Below are 14,568 nucleotides of genomic sequence, written 5' to 3'. Positions count from 1 at the left end.
TGTATACGGATCAAGCACGGCATGACAGGAGGAGGAGACACCGTGTTTGCCGGCTTTTACTCCTCGCTTGTCGATATTCACTGAACCACGGCAGCCTGCACCGGTGTTGACGCATCCGCCGCCACCCTCCCATGCAGCAGGTCGTGAATGAACTCCATCTTCGCAACCACCGGCGGCGTCAGGACGAAGGGATAGAGGTCCGCTTCCCCCATGCTGCGCTGGATCGAGTTGATCGCAACGCTGAGCGGAATCCAGGCCTTGACCAGCTGTGCAGCGCTGCGGGCATTGTAAGGATCGAAAGTCACCTCCGCCGCCATTTCTTCATGCCCGTCGGGGTCGATCGCCACGCCGAAGGCGCGCGCGGTCTCAAGCGTATCGACGATATGCAGATAATGCGCGAAACACTCGGCAAAATCCTCCCAGGGGTGGACGGAGGCATAGGAACTGATGAAGCTGTCCTGCCAGTCGGGACGTGGACCCTCGTCGTAATTGCGTTGCAGCGCCGCGCCATAATCTTCTCTGTCGTCGCCAAAGACGGCGCGGCAGGCCTCCAGTCGGTTTGCATCGCGTACGAGCTTGTTCCAGATGAAGTGACCGACTTCGTGGCGGAAATGGCCGAGCATTGTGCGGTACGGCTCGTTCATATTGGCGCGCACCTGTTCGCGCGTAGCATCGTCGGCCTCGGCCGCACGAATGGCGATCAGCCCTTCGTCATGACCGGTCATGGCCGGTATGACGGAACCATCTGGCGCCACCTCATCCACCAGAAAGTCGAAGACAAGGCCGCCGGCGGGATCGGCATCACGGTTGGGATGCGGGAGGCCGAGCCGCAGGATAGAATAAAACAAATGACGCTGCGCCTGGCTGATACGACGCCATTGCTCAATGCCCTGTTGCGTTGCAATGTCGGGCACAAGGCGATTGTGGCTGCAGGCAGGGCAAAATGCGCTTTCGCTTCCCGCGGGCACCGACCAGTTGCAGATATCGTTCACTTCATTGGCGCAAAACCGCACCTGTTTTTGCGGTTCCGCGACGATCTGCCAGTTCGGCTCACCGGCCGGGGCCAACGCCTCCATGGACAGGCGCTCCGGCACGAAGGCAAGACGATGACCGCAGGAAACGCAAAATCGATTGTCGAAATGCACCGGCTGGCCGCAGGATGCGCAGGAAAAAAGCTTCATCGATGAAACCCTTGCGATGGATCAGTTGGTCGGAGGCATATCTGGGACGACGACATGAACGGCGCAACAGGAAGAGCGTTCCGGCGCTCAGACGACAAGAGCGCATGTGCTCTTGAACACATGCGCTCCGCGCGCCCCATCATCAGAGAGGCGCAATCAATCCGGCGATATTACATGCGGTCGACGGCGCCCTTTACGGCATCCTTCGCCTTGCCGACGGAGGACTGTACCTTGCCCTTGGTTTCCTGGGCGGCACCCTTGGCGCGCAATTCATTATTGCCGGTCGCTTCACCGACGTTCTTCTTCACCTTACCAGCAACTTCATTGGCTTTACCGGCGACCTTGTCAGATGTGCTACCCATATTACTGCTCCCTAGTTGAACCGTACTGTCTGTGCGGCTTTCCGGGTAAGTAACGCCAAAGGGAGAAGAATGGTTCCAGCCAAAACGAGCGGGAAGATGAGGCTCAGGCATGCCCCGCATCTGTGGAGAGCATGCGTGCATCAACGCCCATCAGGGCGAGCGCCCGCTCGTATTTATTGTCCAACCCGCGGTCGAAAATCAGCTCCTCCGCAGCCGGGCAGTTCAGCCAGCCATTATTGGCGATCTCGTTTTCCAGTTGGCCTGGCCCCCAGCCGGCATAACCGAGCATCATGGTGGCCCTTTGCGGGCCGCGGCCGTTGGAAATGGCGCGCACGATATCCAGCGTTGCGGTCAGCGAAATGTCATCGCTGACGGGAATGCTGGATTCGCTTAAATAGTCATCCGAATGCAGAACGAAACCTCGGCCGGATTCCACCGGGCCGCCGCACTGGATCGGGAACTCACGGGTGCGGTTGGGCAGCATGATGGCGTCGTTGCTGTCCACCAGTTTCAGGTGGAGCAGTATGTCCGTGAAGGTAATCTGCTGCGGCCGGTTGATGATGAAACCCATGGCCCCGGCGTCCGAGTGGGCGCAGATATAGATCACCGCACGGGCAAAATTGCCGTCGTCCAGCCCCGGCATCGCAATGAGGAACTGGCCGTCGAGAAAGCCACGTTCGCGCTTGTCCATCAGGGTTGAAAAGCTCACAGGCGCCTCCAGCAGGCCGAATTCCGTCGTTTAACGGAAAACGGCGTTCGCACTTCGACAAAGGACAGGATGCGGCATACCGCCCGATCAATCAACCGAAAATGATGAACCCCACGAATTCGTAACTGGTCCGCCGGTCGATGTTGGGTTAGACGGGAAGCATGAGCGTCAGGTTATTCTTTCGATTTTCACATCTTCACCTCGCGGCTGCTTTTGCCGCCCTCCTCGGCGGCATGCAAGCCGCCCGGGCCGACATTACCGACTGGGCCAGAAGCGAGGGCGGCCAGATGCGCGTCGCGAGCCTTGCCGTGGATGCAAACGGCGTGGTGCGCGGCGTATTGCAGATCGAGCCGAAGGACGGCTGGATAACCTATTGGCGCGAACCCGGAGAAGCAGGCATACCGCCGCAGATCACGCCTGATCCGACCAGCGGTGCGATGCTGACCGCCATGGCCTATCCGGTTCCGACGTTGATCGAAAACGGCGATATAACCGATATCGGTTATGACCACGCCGTCAGCCTTCCCTTTCAGCTGAAGGTTACCGATCCGGCAGCAGGCGGGAAGATCGACCTCACCGCATTCATCGGCGTCTGCCAGAATATCTGTATCCCCTTCGAGGCGAAGTTCTCCATCGACCGGGGCACGGCTGGTGATGATGACAGCGAGGAGCGCCGCCTTCTCGAAGAGGCGCGCGAAACACTGCCCGAAGCGGCATCCGACGATTTCAAGGTGATCGATTTCCACATCACGCCCGACAAGACAATGCTCGGCGTGCAGCTGCAGCTTCCGGAAAACGCGCCGAAGGAGACCGAAATCTTCATCGCCGGCCCCTCGGGTTTTGCCTATTACGAGCCGCAGAACCTCGTACGCGACAAGCGCAAGCTCTCCTTCTACATGAACATCAAGGGCCTGCCGAAAACCTATCAGGTGCAGGGCAACAGCTGGCCCATTCTGGTCAAATCGGGCGACCGGGCCATGGAGACGATGCTGAATTTCCCGAAGCCCTGAACGGTGGCTCCGCGGTGGAATCCACCGTGAAAACCGCATGGCGGATTTCATTTCCGTGCTCCTGATACCGTTAGATTCGTTGCGAACCTGCCAGTATCGGGACAGCTTGTTTTCGTTTGTCTTTCAGGGAAAACCGGGTTCCACTTTTCCCTGGCAAACTCTATAGTCGCGCGAACCGAACGGCCATAGGAGCACGGACATGACCATCAAGATCGGCGATAAACTGCCTTCCGCAACCTTCAAGGAAAAGACGGCCGATGGCCCGGTGGAAACCACCACGGACGCGCTTTTCGGCGGGAAGAAGGTTGTTCTCTTTGCCGTTCCCGGCGCTTTCACCCCCACCTGCTCGCTGAACCACCTGCCGGGTTATCTTGAAAACCGCGACACTATTCTGGCCAAAGGCGTTGACGATATCGCAGTCGTTGCCGTCAACGACTGGCATGTAATGGGCGCATGGGCGCAATCTTCGGGCGGTCAGGGCAAAATCCATTTCCTCGCCGACTGGGATGCGTCCTTCACCAAGGCGCTCGGCCTTGATGCCGACCTCTCCGCCGGCGGCCTCGGCGTGCGTTCCAAGCGTTATTCGATGCTGGTGGAAGACGGCGTCGTGAAGTCACTCAACGTGGAAGAGAACCCCGGTCAGGCGACGGTCTCTGCCGCTGCGGCGATGATCGAGCAGCTTTAAGGCCAAATGTTTGGCCACAGGCCGAGCCATAAATCCTCGGGCTTGTCCCGGGGATCCAATCATTTCACCAAAAACGAAATGCTGCAGATGTTTGGGGCAGGCCCGAGCATGAGGGAAGAGAGCGGCGGGGAGCCGCCTTCTCAAACATTCATATCAAACACCAGAAGCCCCGCAAGACCGCCATCGGTGAGTGACACGAGGCGCTCCCCCACCTCCATATGCCGGGGGTGGGCAAGATATTCGTCCCGGGCTTCCGGGCTCTCAAGCGTCACGATGAAGCCATCGACAAAACCGCCATTCAGCCCTTCGGGTGAAACGTTCTGTCCGTATTTCACATCGACGATGCCGGGTATCACGTCTTTCAGGGCGGCGATCGCCTCGAAAATTGCATGTTTTTCAGAAGCGGCCGTCGCGGCCTTGAAGCGTAGAAAGACACAATGCAGGATCATCCGGATTTTTCTCCTCCGTTGGGCACCACCGGAGCACCCCTTGACGACAAGATAGGTCGGGTTTCGGTTTTCACAACCCCGGATGGGGGCGTGCCGGCTCGGATTTTGTCCGGCACAAAATAGAGCAGTCTTGCATTACCGCCGTTTGAAAGGCTCCATGCCTTTTCGCGCCAATTCATCGGCGCGCTCGTTTTCCGGATGGCCGGCATGGCCCTTCACCCAGTGCAAGGTAACCTTGTGGCGCTCGCGCGCCACTTCCAGTGCCTGCCACAGCTCCACATTCTTGACCGGCTTGTTATCGGCTGTCTTCCAGCCCTTCTTTTTCCAGCCAAAAATCCACTTGGTGATGCCGTCCTTCACGTAGGCGCTGTCGGTGTAAAGATCGACTTCGCAGGTGGCCTTGAGCGCATTGAGCGCGGAAATCGCCGCCATCAGTTCCATGCGGTTGTTGGTGGTCTCGGCCTCGCCGCCGCAGAGTTCCTTCTCCACCTCGCCGTAACGCAGCACCGCACCCCAGCCTCCCGGACCCGGATTGCCGGAGCAGGCGCCATCGGTGAAAATATCGACATGCTTCATTCGCCGGCCAGCCCGTATTCGGCGACAGTGGCGATGGAACGGTGGAACCGCAGCTTGCGCAGATATTCCAGCGGGTCTTTTTTCACCACCAGCGCGCCCTCCGGCGTTGTCAGCCAGTCGTAAAGCCGCGTCAGGAAGAAGCGCAGAGCCGAACCGCGCGCCAGAAGCGGCAGGGCTTCCAGCTCCGCTTCACTGAGCGGCCGCACGGACTGGTAACCTTCCAGCAACGCCTTGCCCTTGGTGACGTTGTAAGCGCCATCCTTTTCAAAGCACCAGGCATTGAGGCAGATCGACACATCATAAGCGAGCAGGTCGTTACAGGCGAAATAAAAGTCGATCAGACCGGAGAGTTCGTCGCCGAGGAAGAACACATTGTCCTGAAACAGATCCGCATGGATGACACCGGCCGGCAGGTCCTTCGGCCAATGGGCCGCGAGATAATCGATCTCGGGGCGAATCTCGTCCTTCAGCCCCTTCTCCACCTCGTCCGCGCGGTCTTCGGATTTCTCCCACAGCACCTTCCAGCCCTCGACGGAGAGCGCGTTCGGCCGCTTGATCTCGAAGCCTTCGCCCGCCAGATGCATGGCGGCCAGCGCCTTGCCGACTTCGCGGCAATGTTTCGCCTCCGGCTTTCTCAGCCACATTCCTTCAAGGAAGGAGATAAGCGCGGCTGGGCGGCCCGACAGCTCTCCCAGCAACTCGCCATCCTTGCGCGGCAGCGGCAAGGGGCAGGACAGGCCTTTGGCGGCCAGATGCTGCATGAGGCCGAGGAAGAAAGGCAGATCGGATTTTTCCACACGCTTTTCATAAAGCGTCAGGATCAGCGGGTCCTTGGTGGTATGCAGCAGGAAATTGGAGTTTTCGACGCCTTCGGCAATGCCCTTGTAGGAAGTGAGGCTGCCGACGTCGTACTGCGTGAGGAAATTCCTCAGGTCATCTTCGGTGATATCAGTATAAACTGCCAATTTTAAATCTCTTGATGAAGGATGGAGTGGAAATCCGGCAGAGCGGCGCGGGGCGAATACCACCCTTCCCGCCAAACCATGTCAGGCGCCGGCTGCAGCCTTGGGCGGCAGCGCGTTGCTGGCATTGCCGTTGACGAAAGCCATATCATCCGTCGTCAGCTCGATGCTGCGCAACTCGCGATTGACGAGGAAATGTTCCGTTTCCTCAACCGTCACGGCGAGATCGAGCGTGGTGTCGAAACGCGCCTTGAAGGCTTCGATGATTTCATCGACGATGACTTCAGGAGCGGATGCACCGGCCGAGAGACCGACGGTGCGGATGTCGCCGATTTCATTCCAGTCGATTTCGGAGGCGCGCTGCACCAGGACAGAGCGCTTCGCACCCGCACGCAGGGCCACTTCCACCAGCCGCTTGGAATTGGAGGAATTGGGGGCTCCGACGACGATGAACAGGTCGCAGCCGGGCGCTGCCTGTTTCACCGCATCCTGACGGTTGGTGGTCGCGTAACAGATGCTGTCGGCGGCGGGCGCCTGAATGGCCGGGAAGCGTTCCTGCAGCCTGGCGATCACGCCTGCCGTGTCATCGACCGACAGGGTCGTCTGTGTGACAAAGCCGAGATTTTCGCGGTCCAGCGGCTCATAACGGTCGGCATCCTCCACCGTTTCGATGAGTGAGACGGTGCCTTCGGGAAGCTGGCCCATGGTGCCGATGACCTCTGGATGACCGGCATGGCCGATCAGCACCACATGGCGGCCGAGGCGCTGGTGGCGCATGGCCTGCTTGTGGACCTTGGAGACCAACGGGCAAGTGGCATCGAGATAAAACAGGTTGCGCGCCTGCGCATCCTCAGGCACGGATTTAGGAACGCCATGCGCCGAGAAAACAACCGGCTGCTCGCGATGTTCGGCCGGAATTTCATGCAGTTCCTCGACGAAGACCGCACCCTTCGCTTCCAGCCCTTCCACCACATAGCGGTTATGCACGATTTCGTGGCGAACATAAACGGGCGCGCCATAGGCCTTCAGCGCCAGCACGACGATCTGGATCGCCCGGTCCACGCCCGCGCAAAAGCCACGCGGTCCGCACAGCCTTATCGTCAAAGGGGGTTTGGAAACGGCGATGTTCATTCCAGCTCCTTAGGCGTGCTCCGTGCCCTGCCGATGGCCAGCCCTGCCGGGCGGCAGGCGCACTATTCATCGCGCGCCTTGTGGTTCCGGAAATAGGCAAAACCGGCGACGATGACAAGGGCTGCAGCCAGACCATACCACGTTATCGCATATTGCAGGTGATTATTGGGCAAATCTATCAGCGTCACCCCGCCCTGCGGCCAGCCGCCGGGATTGGGGGCGGCATCGGCATCCACGAAAAGCTTGACCAGCCGGTCCGGCGGAATATCCGCACTGGAGGCCATGGCCGCCAGATCCTTCCAGTAGAATATGTTCTTGGCGATATCGTTGTCCGGCAGCAGCGAGGAAGGCTTGGCGACAAGCGGCGCACGCGCCAGCCCCGTAATCTTCACCTCGCCCGTCACCTGCCCCTCGGATCGCTTGGCCGGATCCTTCATCTCAAAGGGCACAAAACCGCGATTGACGAAGAGGACGCGGCCATCGGCAAGCGTCAGCGGCGTATAGATGTAATAGCCGGTTCTGCCCTGGTGGGTGGCGAAGAAATGCCGCTCGCGGGCGTGATCGAAGGTACCGGACAGACTGACCTTGCGATACTCGATATCGCCGCCGCTTTTGGCAATCGCCTCTATTTCGGCAACCGTGGCGGGGGCAGCGTTTCGCCGTTCTTCTATATCGGCGAGAAGTGCCTCTTTCCAGTAAAGCCGCTTTACCTGCCAGGTGCCGAGCCCGAGAAGAATGGCAAGCGCCAGCAGAACCAGCGGCGCAGCGAACCAGACCCGCCTTTCCGCCGCCTTCATGTGGGACACGTCATTCACGGTCAAGCCTGCCTTCGCTTGCATTGTTGCGGTATTGCAGCGCGATCATGATGCCCTTCAGCTTGCGCAGCAGCACGAGGGAGACAATCACCGTGAATGGCAACCACAAGATGACATGCACCCAGACGGGCGGCGCAAAATGCTGATCGAACCAGAGCGCCAGCCCGACAACCAGAAAACCGACGATCAGCATGACGAAAACCGCCGGGCCATCACCCGCATCGGCAAAACCGTAATCCAGTCCGCATGCGCTGCAGGCGGGTTTTACCGTCAGAAAACCATCGAAAAGGCGCCCGTTGCCGCAGCGAGGGCAGCAGCCCTTCAAGCCCACCTTGATCGGGTCGACCGGGGCGAACTTGCTGCCTGATGGCTCTGACATGGTGAAACCTCCCGCAAAGTCGGCCAAAGTCCGAGGGTGACGTCGATCTCTTGGAAACCTGCCTCAAAACCCGGGCACTTGTTTCTTGCTCGATCGCGTCGCGTCTTCTTCTCCCGCCGGGGAGAAGGTAGCCCGAAGGGTCGATGAGAGGGCAAGCTCTCCGGATATCTCTACCGGAGCCCTCCCATCCCGCTGCCGCGGACTTCTCCCCGGCGGGGAGAAGAAACGATTGCACCCGCTCGCTCCACCGGATGCCTTACCTTGGCCCTATCAGCCGTGAATTGGCGCGCCCCAGCCACCCCAGATATAGATGGCGAAGAACAGGAACAGCCAGACGACGTCAACGAAGTGCCAGTACCAGGCAGCGGCTTCGAAACCGAAATGCTGCGTGGGCGTGAACCCGCCGGCAATGGCACGGAACAGGCAGACCAGCAGGAACACCGTGCCCACGAAGACGTGGAAACCGTGGAAACCGGTGGCCATGAAGAAGGTCGCGCCGTAGATCGAATTCTTGAAGTCGAACGGGGCGTGCATGTATTCGTAGACCTGCACGGTGGAGAACAGCACGCCAAGCGCAACGGTGAGCACCAGACCCGATATCAGGCCCTTGCGGTCATTGTGCAGCAGAGCGTGATGCGCCCAGGTGACACAGGTGCCCGACAGCAGCAGGATGACGGTGTTATAGAGCGGCAGATGCCATGGATCGATGACTTCGATGCCCTTGGGCGGCCATTGTCCGCCGGTATATTCGAGACGCGACGCCTGAATAGCTTCATGGGGGAAGAGGCTGGCATCGAAATATGCCCAGAACCATGCGACGAAGAACATCACCTCTGAGGCGATGAACATGATCATGCCGTAACGCAGATGCAGCGAAACGACGCGGGTGTGATTGCCCTCGCGGCCTTCCTTGATCGTATCCGCCCACCACGCATACATGGTGTAGAGCACGATGACGAGACCGATATAGAACAGCCAGGGATTGGCGAGCTCCGCGCCGAACAGCTTGAAGGAGCCGCCCGACAGGTAACGCATGTAACAAACGCCACCGAAAGTCAGGATGAAAGCGCCGATCGAGGCCAGAAGCGGCCAGGGGCTTGGATCGATAATGTGGTAATCGTGGTTCTTCTGATGCGTATCTGCCATTGCGACAATCCCCTGGTGTCTCTTCCCTGATCCGGCCTCGGCAAAGGCCGGATCTCCTCTCACAATTTGCTTTCGCCAGATTCGGTTTTTACCGGCAAGGACGCAACCGGTTTTTCGGTTTTGGCCGGATAAAATGTATAGGACAGCGTTAAAGTATGAATGCTCTTGGTCTCACGCGCCGTGGCGATGTCAGGATCGACGAAGAACACCACCGGCATTTCCAGCGTTTCGCCGGGCTGCAGCGTCGTTTCGGTGAAGCAGAAGCACTCCACCTTGTTGAAATAGGCGCCGGCTTCCATGGGCGTGACGTTGAAGACCGCCGTGCCTGTGGTCGCCACCGGTGAACGGTTCGTCGCCTTGAAGGTCACCTGCACCGTTTCGCCGATCTTCGGCGTGACCTTCCTGTCGACCGGCTGGAAATCCCAGTTGAGGCCGTTCGACGTATTGGCGTCAAAGGTGACATTGATGGTCTTGTCGAGGATCACATCGGAATATTGCTCGACGCGCTGGGTCGTGCCGTTGTAACCGGTGACACGGCAGAACAGCGTATAAAGCGGCACGGCGGCGTAGGCCATGCCGATCATGGCGCAGAAAAACACCAGACAGAGCACGAGGATGGAGCGATTGCTCACCCGTTGCCGCTCGGTCCCCGTTGTCTGCGCTTCCATATTCGCCATCTCCTCCTCCTTCCCCCTCGATCAGCCCGTCAGTGCGAACCGATCTTGATGATGGTGATGATGTAGAATAGCACCACCAGACCGGCGAGCAGGACGCCGAGCGCAATATTGCGCCCGCGTCTCGATTTTTTCTGCGCCGCGCTCAGTTCCACCGTTTCCATCACAGGACTCCCGACATGACGGCCTTCAGGGCCGGCGCGAAATGATCGGCCAGAAGGCCGGAGAAAATCGCAAAAAGGTAAAGCACCGAATAAGCGAACATTTTCTTGGCCGGCAACATCTTTTCGTCACCCTCCGGCATGCGCCGGACATTGAGCGAACAGTATACGAAGATGGCGCTCAGCACTGCCGCGAAAATACCGTAACCGGCGCTTGCCAGACCAGTGAAATAAGGCGCGACGGCTGCGGCTGCGGTCAACACCGCGTAACAGATCATCTGGTTCTTGGTGGAGCGCTCGCCAGCAACATTCGGCATCATCGGAATGCCAACGGCGCCATAATCACGCATCTTGAACAGGGCCAGCGCCCAGAAATGCGCAGGCGTCCACAGGAAGATGATGAGGAACAGGATGATGCTGTCCAGCGAAACGCCGCCGGTGACGCAGGCCCAGCCAAGCATGGGCGGGAAAGCGCCTGCCGCGCCGCCGATCACGATATTCTGCGGCGTCGAGCGTTTCAGCCACATCGTATAGATGACAGCATAAAAGAAGATGGTGAAGGCCAGAAGACCGGCCGAGAACCAGTTGATCGCAAGGCCGAGAATGACTACCGAGAAGGCCGACAGCGTCAGGCCAAAGGCCAGCGCCTCGCGCGGGGTGATACGGCCGGACGGGATCGGTCGCCTGGCGGTGCGGCTCATGACGGCATCGATATCGGCATCGTACCACATGTTGAGCGCACCGGACGCGCCCGCGCCGACGGCGATGCAGAGAATAGCGATGATGCCGAGTATCGGGTTGATTTCACCCGGCGCCAGCACGAGGCCCGCAAAGGCCGTGAAGACCACGAGCGACATGACGCGAGGTTTCAGCAATTCGAAATAATCGCGCGCGCCGGCTTCCGAGAGTTCGGAGCTTTCCGCGCCCAGCATTTCGCGATTGTCGATAACGGTCATTTCCTGTCCTGCTTCCTTCGAACGCCACCTGTCGCGACATTCCTGCATCGGCCGGAAACACGAGTGAGAGTTCCGGAATGCGCGATGCGTCGATCCATGGGTCCCGAACGTCACGGCCTGACCGGCAGCCGGTTCAACCGATGCCATCTTCCCGGCCTTACGCCGTGTCCTGCCGCCATTCGTCTGCGCTTGCCATTCATAAAGGCCAAAACTGGCATTTATCATATCCCGGCGCATGTATCACGCTGGAAGGCAAGCATCGCTTGGACAAAATGTCACGCGGCAGTAAAGGCAGCCCGTTCGGGAAAACGGCACGGGCCTGACCGTGCCGCCCTCTTTCTCAGCGCTCGGGACCCGCGAGCCTTACCGCGCGTCCCGATCCGTGCATCAGCGAATGCGCGGAAGCTGTTCCCACTGGTGGTACGGCGGCGGGGAAGACAGCTGCCATTCGAGCGTCGTCGCGCCTTCACCCCAGGGATTGTTGCCGGCGATCCGCTTCTTGGCGAAAGCTTCCCAGACACCGAAAAGGAAGATCAGCACGCCGACGGCCGAAATATAGGACCCATAGGACGACACCAGGTTCCAGCCGGCATAGGCATCGGGATAATCGATGTAACGGCGCGGCATGCCGGCAAGGCCGAGGAAGTGCTGCGGGAAGAAGATCAGGTTCACACCGACGAACATGACCCAGAAATGCAGTTTTCCGATGAACTCGCTGTACATGTAGCCGGAAATCTTCGGGAACCAGTAATACCAGCCGGCGAAGATCGCAAAGACGGCGCCGAGCGACAGAACGTAGTGGAAATGGGCCACCACGTAATAGGTATCGTGCAGCGAGCGGTCGAGACCGGCATTGGCGAGCTGGACGCCCGTGACGCCACCGACCGTGAACAGGAAGATGAAGCCGATTGCCCAGACCATTGGTGTCGAGAAGGTCAGCGAGCCGCCCCACATCGTCGCGATCCACGAGAAAATCTTGATGCCTGTCGGCACCGCGATGACCATGGTTGCGAAGACGAAGTAGCGTTGTGCTTCCAGCGACAGGCCAACCGTATACATGTGGTGCGCCCAGACGATGAAGCCGACCGCGCCGATCGCGACCATGGCGTAAGCCATGCCGAGATAACCGAAGACGGGCTTCTTCGAGAAGGTGGACACGATGTGGCTGATGATGCCGAAGCCGGGCAGGATCAGGATGTACACTTCCGGATGGCCGAAGAACCAGAACAGGTGCTGATAGAGGATCGGGTCACCGCCGCCTTCCGGCGAGAAAAATGCCGTGCCGAAATTGCGGTCCGTCAGAAGCATGGTGATGCCGCCCGCCAGAACCGGCAGCGAAAGCAGCAGCAGGAACGCAGTGACGAGCACCGACCAGGCGAAGAGCGGCATCTTGTGCAGCGTCATGCCCGGGGCGCGCATGTTGAGGATGGTGGTGATGAAGTTGATCGCACCGAGGATCGACGACGCGCCCGAAACGTGCAGCGCAAAGATCGCCAGATCCACGGCCGGTCCGGGCATGCCGTTTGTCGACAGAGGCGGATACATGGTCCACCCGCCGCCGACACCATAAGCACCCGCCGGCCCTTCGACGAAGAGCGACAGAATGAGCAGGATGAAGGCCGGAACGATCAGCCAGAAGGAGATGTTGTTCAGGCGCGGGAAAGCCATGTCCGGCGCACCGATCATGATCGGGATCATCCAGTTGGCGAAACCGCCGATCAGCGCCGGCATGACCATGAAGAAGATCATGATCAGGGCGTGTGCGGTGGTGAACACGTTGAACATGTGCTTGCCGCCGTCGATGGCAGCGTCGCCCTCAAAGCCGTAGACCATGGAGGCCAGACCGTGGAAAATCTGGATGCCCGGTTCCTGCAGTTCCATGCGCATGACGACGGAAAGCCCGCCGCCGACGATGCCGGCCATGATCGCAAAGATCAGGTAGAGCGTGCCGATGTCCTTATGGTTGGTGGACAGGAACCAGCGGGCGAAGAAGCCCGGCGTATGGGAATGATGTGCATCATGCGAATGGTCGTCATGCGCGTGCCCATCATGTGCGGAATGACCATGCGAGTGATGATCGTCGTGTGCGGAAGGTCCAGCCATTGTCCTCACTCCAGAATCAGTTGGTTTCGTTGGCGGCAACGTCGACGGTGCGCGGAGCGCCATCGACAGAGGCCATCAGCGCCCGGTTCGCGCCGTTCAGGTCAGAACCGGCGGCGGCGAGCCAGGTGTTGTACTGCTGTTCGGAAACCACCCGAATGGCGATGGGCATGAAGGCGTGATCCTTGCCGCAAAGCTCGGAACACTGGCCGTAATAAAGGCCTTCTTTTTCCGCCTTGAACCAGGTTTCGTTCAGGCGGCCCGGAACAGCGTCGATCTTGACGCCGAAAGCCGGCATGGCGAAGGAATGGATCACATCCGTCGGCGCGGCGGTGACGAGCAGGCGAACGGTCTTGCCGACCGGGACAACCATTTCATTGTCTACTGCGAGAAGACGCGGATAGCGGGCCTTGTCCTCCTTGCCGGCGGCGGCGCGATCCTGATCCTTCAGCATGTAGCTGTCGAAGGAGACCGGCTCGGCGCCCTCGGCAGCCGTATATTCGTAGCTCCACAGCCACTGCGTGGCGGTCGCCTTCAGCGTCACGTCGGGGTTTTCCGGCTGCGTGAGCTGCGCGTTCAAAAGATTGAACGACGGGAAAGCAAGGAACAGGAGAATGAGAACCGGCGCCAGCGTCCAGACCACTTCGATTGCCGTGTTGTGGCTGGTCTTCGAAGGCACGGGATTGGCCGAGGCGCGGAATTTCAGAACGACGACGATGAGCAGCGCAAGAACGAAAAGCGTAACCGGAACAATGAACCAGAGCGTATATTGTTCGAACCAGCGTATTTCGTGCATGATCGGCGTGGCGGCCTCCTGCATGCCCATTTGCCAATGCACCGGCTGATCGGCGTGGGCGCCGACAGCCGTGAGCAGACAGGTCATCCCCGCCAGTGCTGCGTAAATCCTATTCCTCACGGTACCCTCTCCCTCACGCGCCTGATCCAGATCAATCACAGGCGCAGAATCCATGCTAATGGTAATAACTTCAAACCACAGTTTGCCCTCTGCCGCAATATGCGTCACGCCACGGATGCGCCCCAATTTTGCCATTGATCAATCCGCGCGCGACTTTCCTGCAGCCTGTGCGTCGGCTCGTCTGCCGAAGACGATTTCGCGACGAAAAAATGCGGCAAGCCCCGTCTTCCAGCCGGTTTGATCGCGGGATGACGACCGATGCCGCGAACAAATCCGGCTGCCATCAGGACCGACAGGTCCTATTTCCGCCCAACTCGGCTGGAATTGAAAGCCCGAGGCTTTTTTTTCCGGATTAT

The 14,568-nt window shown here is 59.4% G+C and carries 17 protein-coding genes and 1 pseudogene; 3 read left to right on the top strand and 15 right to left on the bottom strand.

The genetic code is table 11. The annotated features are described in order from the left end of the window. Positions 1-77: 77 nt before the first annotated feature. From DOU54_RS17750 to DOU54_RS17740, 3 genes are all read right to left on the bottom strand, one after another. Positions 78-1,181: a zinc-binding metallopeptidase family protein gene (locus tag DOU54_RS17750; protein WP_004440391.1), complete on the bottom strand. Its 1,104-nt coding sequence runs from the start codon at positions 1,179-1,181 to the stop codon at positions 78-80. A gap of 170 nt (positions 1,182-1,351) precedes the next feature. After that, positions 1,352-1,543: a CsbD family protein gene (locus DOU54_RS17745; protein ID WP_004440389.1), complete on the bottom strand. Its 192-nt coding sequence runs from the start codon at positions 1,541-1,543 to the stop codon at positions 1,352-1,354. A gap of 103 nt (positions 1,544-1,646) precedes the next feature. Continuing rightward, positions 1,647-2,252 (bottom strand): YqgE/AlgH family protein, encoded by a 606-nt coding sequence (locus DOU54_RS17740; RefSeq protein ID WP_004440387.1) that lies wholly within the window; start codon positions 2,250-2,252, stop codon positions 1,647-1,649. Positions 2,253-2,413: 161 nt separating this feature from the next. Between DOU54_RS17740 and DOU54_RS17735 the strand changes: the two genes are divergently transcribed. Together DOU54_RS17735 and DOU54_RS17730 are read left to right on the top strand one after the other, a co-directional pair. Continuing rightward, positions 2,414-3,262 carry a protein-disulfide reductase DsbD domain-containing protein gene (locus DOU54_RS17735; protein ID WP_113381632.1) on the top strand — a complete coding sequence of 283 codons (849 nt, stop codon included), beginning with the start codon at positions 2,414-2,416 and terminating at the stop codon, positions 3,260-3,262. Between the two features lie 199 nt (positions 3,263-3,461). Further along, positions 3,462-3,947 (top strand): peroxiredoxin, encoded by a 486-nt coding sequence (locus DOU54_RS17730; RefSeq protein ID WP_006699978.1) that lies wholly within the window; start codon positions 3,462-3,464, stop codon positions 3,945-3,947. Between the two features lie 140 nt (positions 3,948-4,087). Here the strand turns inward: DOU54_RS17730 and DOU54_RS17725 are convergent, their stop codons facing one another. The 12 genes from DOU54_RS17725 to coxB all read right to left on the bottom strand — a co-directional run bounded on the left by DOU54_RS17725 (position 4,088) and on the right by coxB (position 14,179). Further along, on the bottom strand, positions 4,088-4,396 hold the full coding sequence (locus DOU54_RS17725) for a Dabb family protein (RefSeq protein ID WP_022555741.1): 309 nt from the start codon (positions 4,394-4,396) through the stop codon (positions 4,088-4,090). Between the two features lie 135 nt (positions 4,397-4,531). After that, the gene (gene rnhA / locus DOU54_RS17720; protein ID WP_113381633.1) at positions 4,532-4,972 is read right to left on the bottom strand and encodes a ribonuclease HI; all 441 of its coding nucleotides are present in this window, start codon (positions 4,970-4,972) and stop codon (positions 4,532-4,534) included. Beyond that, entirely contained in the window at positions 4,969-5,937 is a 969-nt protein-coding gene (locus DOU54_RS17715; protein WP_004440378.1) for a homoserine kinase, read from the bottom strand. The genes rnhA and DOU54_RS17715 overlap by 4 nt, the downstream gene beginning before the upstream one ends. Positions 5,938-6,018: 81 nt before the next feature. Next, positions 6,019-7,065, bottom strand: a complete 1,047-nt coding sequence (gene ispH / locus DOU54_RS17710; protein ID WP_004440375.1) for a 4-hydroxy-3-methylbut-2-enyl diphosphate reductase — start codon at positions 7,063-7,065, stop codon at positions 6,019-6,021. Between the two features lie 62 nt (positions 7,066-7,127). After that, entirely contained in the window at positions 7,128-7,904 is a 777-nt protein-coding gene (locus tag DOU54_RS17705) for an SURF1 family protein (RefSeq protein WP_373887381.1), read from the bottom strand. Further along, the gene (locus tag DOU54_RS17700; RefSeq protein WP_004440372.1) at positions 7,873-8,259 is read right to left on the bottom strand and encodes a DUF983 domain-containing protein; all 387 of its coding nucleotides are present in this window, start codon (positions 8,257-8,259) and stop codon (positions 7,873-7,875) included. The genes DOU54_RS17705 and DOU54_RS17700 overlap by 32 nt, the downstream gene beginning before the upstream one ends. Before the next feature lie 270 nt (positions 8,260-8,529). After that, a complete protein-coding gene (locus DOU54_RS17695) occupies positions 8,530-9,405 on the bottom strand; it encodes a cytochrome c oxidase subunit 3 (protein WP_004440371.1) in 876 nt (291 codons plus the stop codon). Positions 9,406-9,464: 59 nt separating this feature from the next. Then, positions 9,465-10,082 carry a cytochrome c oxidase assembly protein gene (locus DOU54_RS17690; RefSeq protein ID WP_004440369.1) on the bottom strand — a complete coding sequence of 206 codons (618 nt, stop codon included), beginning with the start codon at positions 10,080-10,082 and terminating at the stop codon, positions 9,465-9,467. A gap of 29 nt (positions 10,083-10,111) precedes the next feature. Then, a complete protein-coding gene (locus tag DOU54_RS28240; protein ID WP_003521105.1) occupies positions 10,112-10,243 on the bottom strand; it encodes a cytochrome c oxidase system small membrane protein in 132 nt (43 codons plus the stop codon). Continuing rightward, positions 10,243-11,196 (bottom strand): heme o synthase, encoded by a 954-nt coding sequence (locus DOU54_RS17680; RefSeq protein WP_113381642.1) that lies wholly within the window; start codon positions 11,194-11,196, stop codon positions 10,243-10,245. The genes DOU54_RS28240 and DOU54_RS17680 overlap by 1 nt, the downstream gene beginning before the upstream one ends. A 387-nt stretch (positions 11,197-11,583) precedes the next feature. Further along, positions 11,584-13,299, bottom strand: coding sequence for a cytochrome c oxidase subunit I (gene ctaD, locus DOU54_RS17675; protein WP_004440364.1), 1,716 nt, complete (start codon positions 13,297-13,299; stop codon positions 11,584-11,586). A gap of 16 nt (positions 13,300-13,315) precedes the next feature. Then, complete coding sequence (coxB, locus tag DOU54_RS17670) at positions 13,316-14,179, bottom strand: cytochrome c oxidase subunit II (protein WP_034496285.1); 864 nt, start codon at positions 14,177-14,179, stop codon at positions 13,316-13,318. 161 nt (positions 14,180-14,340) lie between these two features. Here coxB and DOU54_RS27745 point away from each other — a divergent pair. Continuing rightward, positions 14,341-14,568: pseudogene (locus DOU54_RS27745) on the top strand (hypothetical protein); the annotation flags it as partial.

The organism is Agrobacterium sp. MS2 (genome assembly GCF_003261015.1).
GTDB lineage: Bacteria > Pseudomonadota > Alphaproteobacteria > Rhizobiales > Rhizobiaceae > Agrobacterium > Agrobacterium pusense.
Note: the sequence above shows the minus strand (reverse complement) of the source record. Positions and strands in the feature narration are given on the sequence as shown.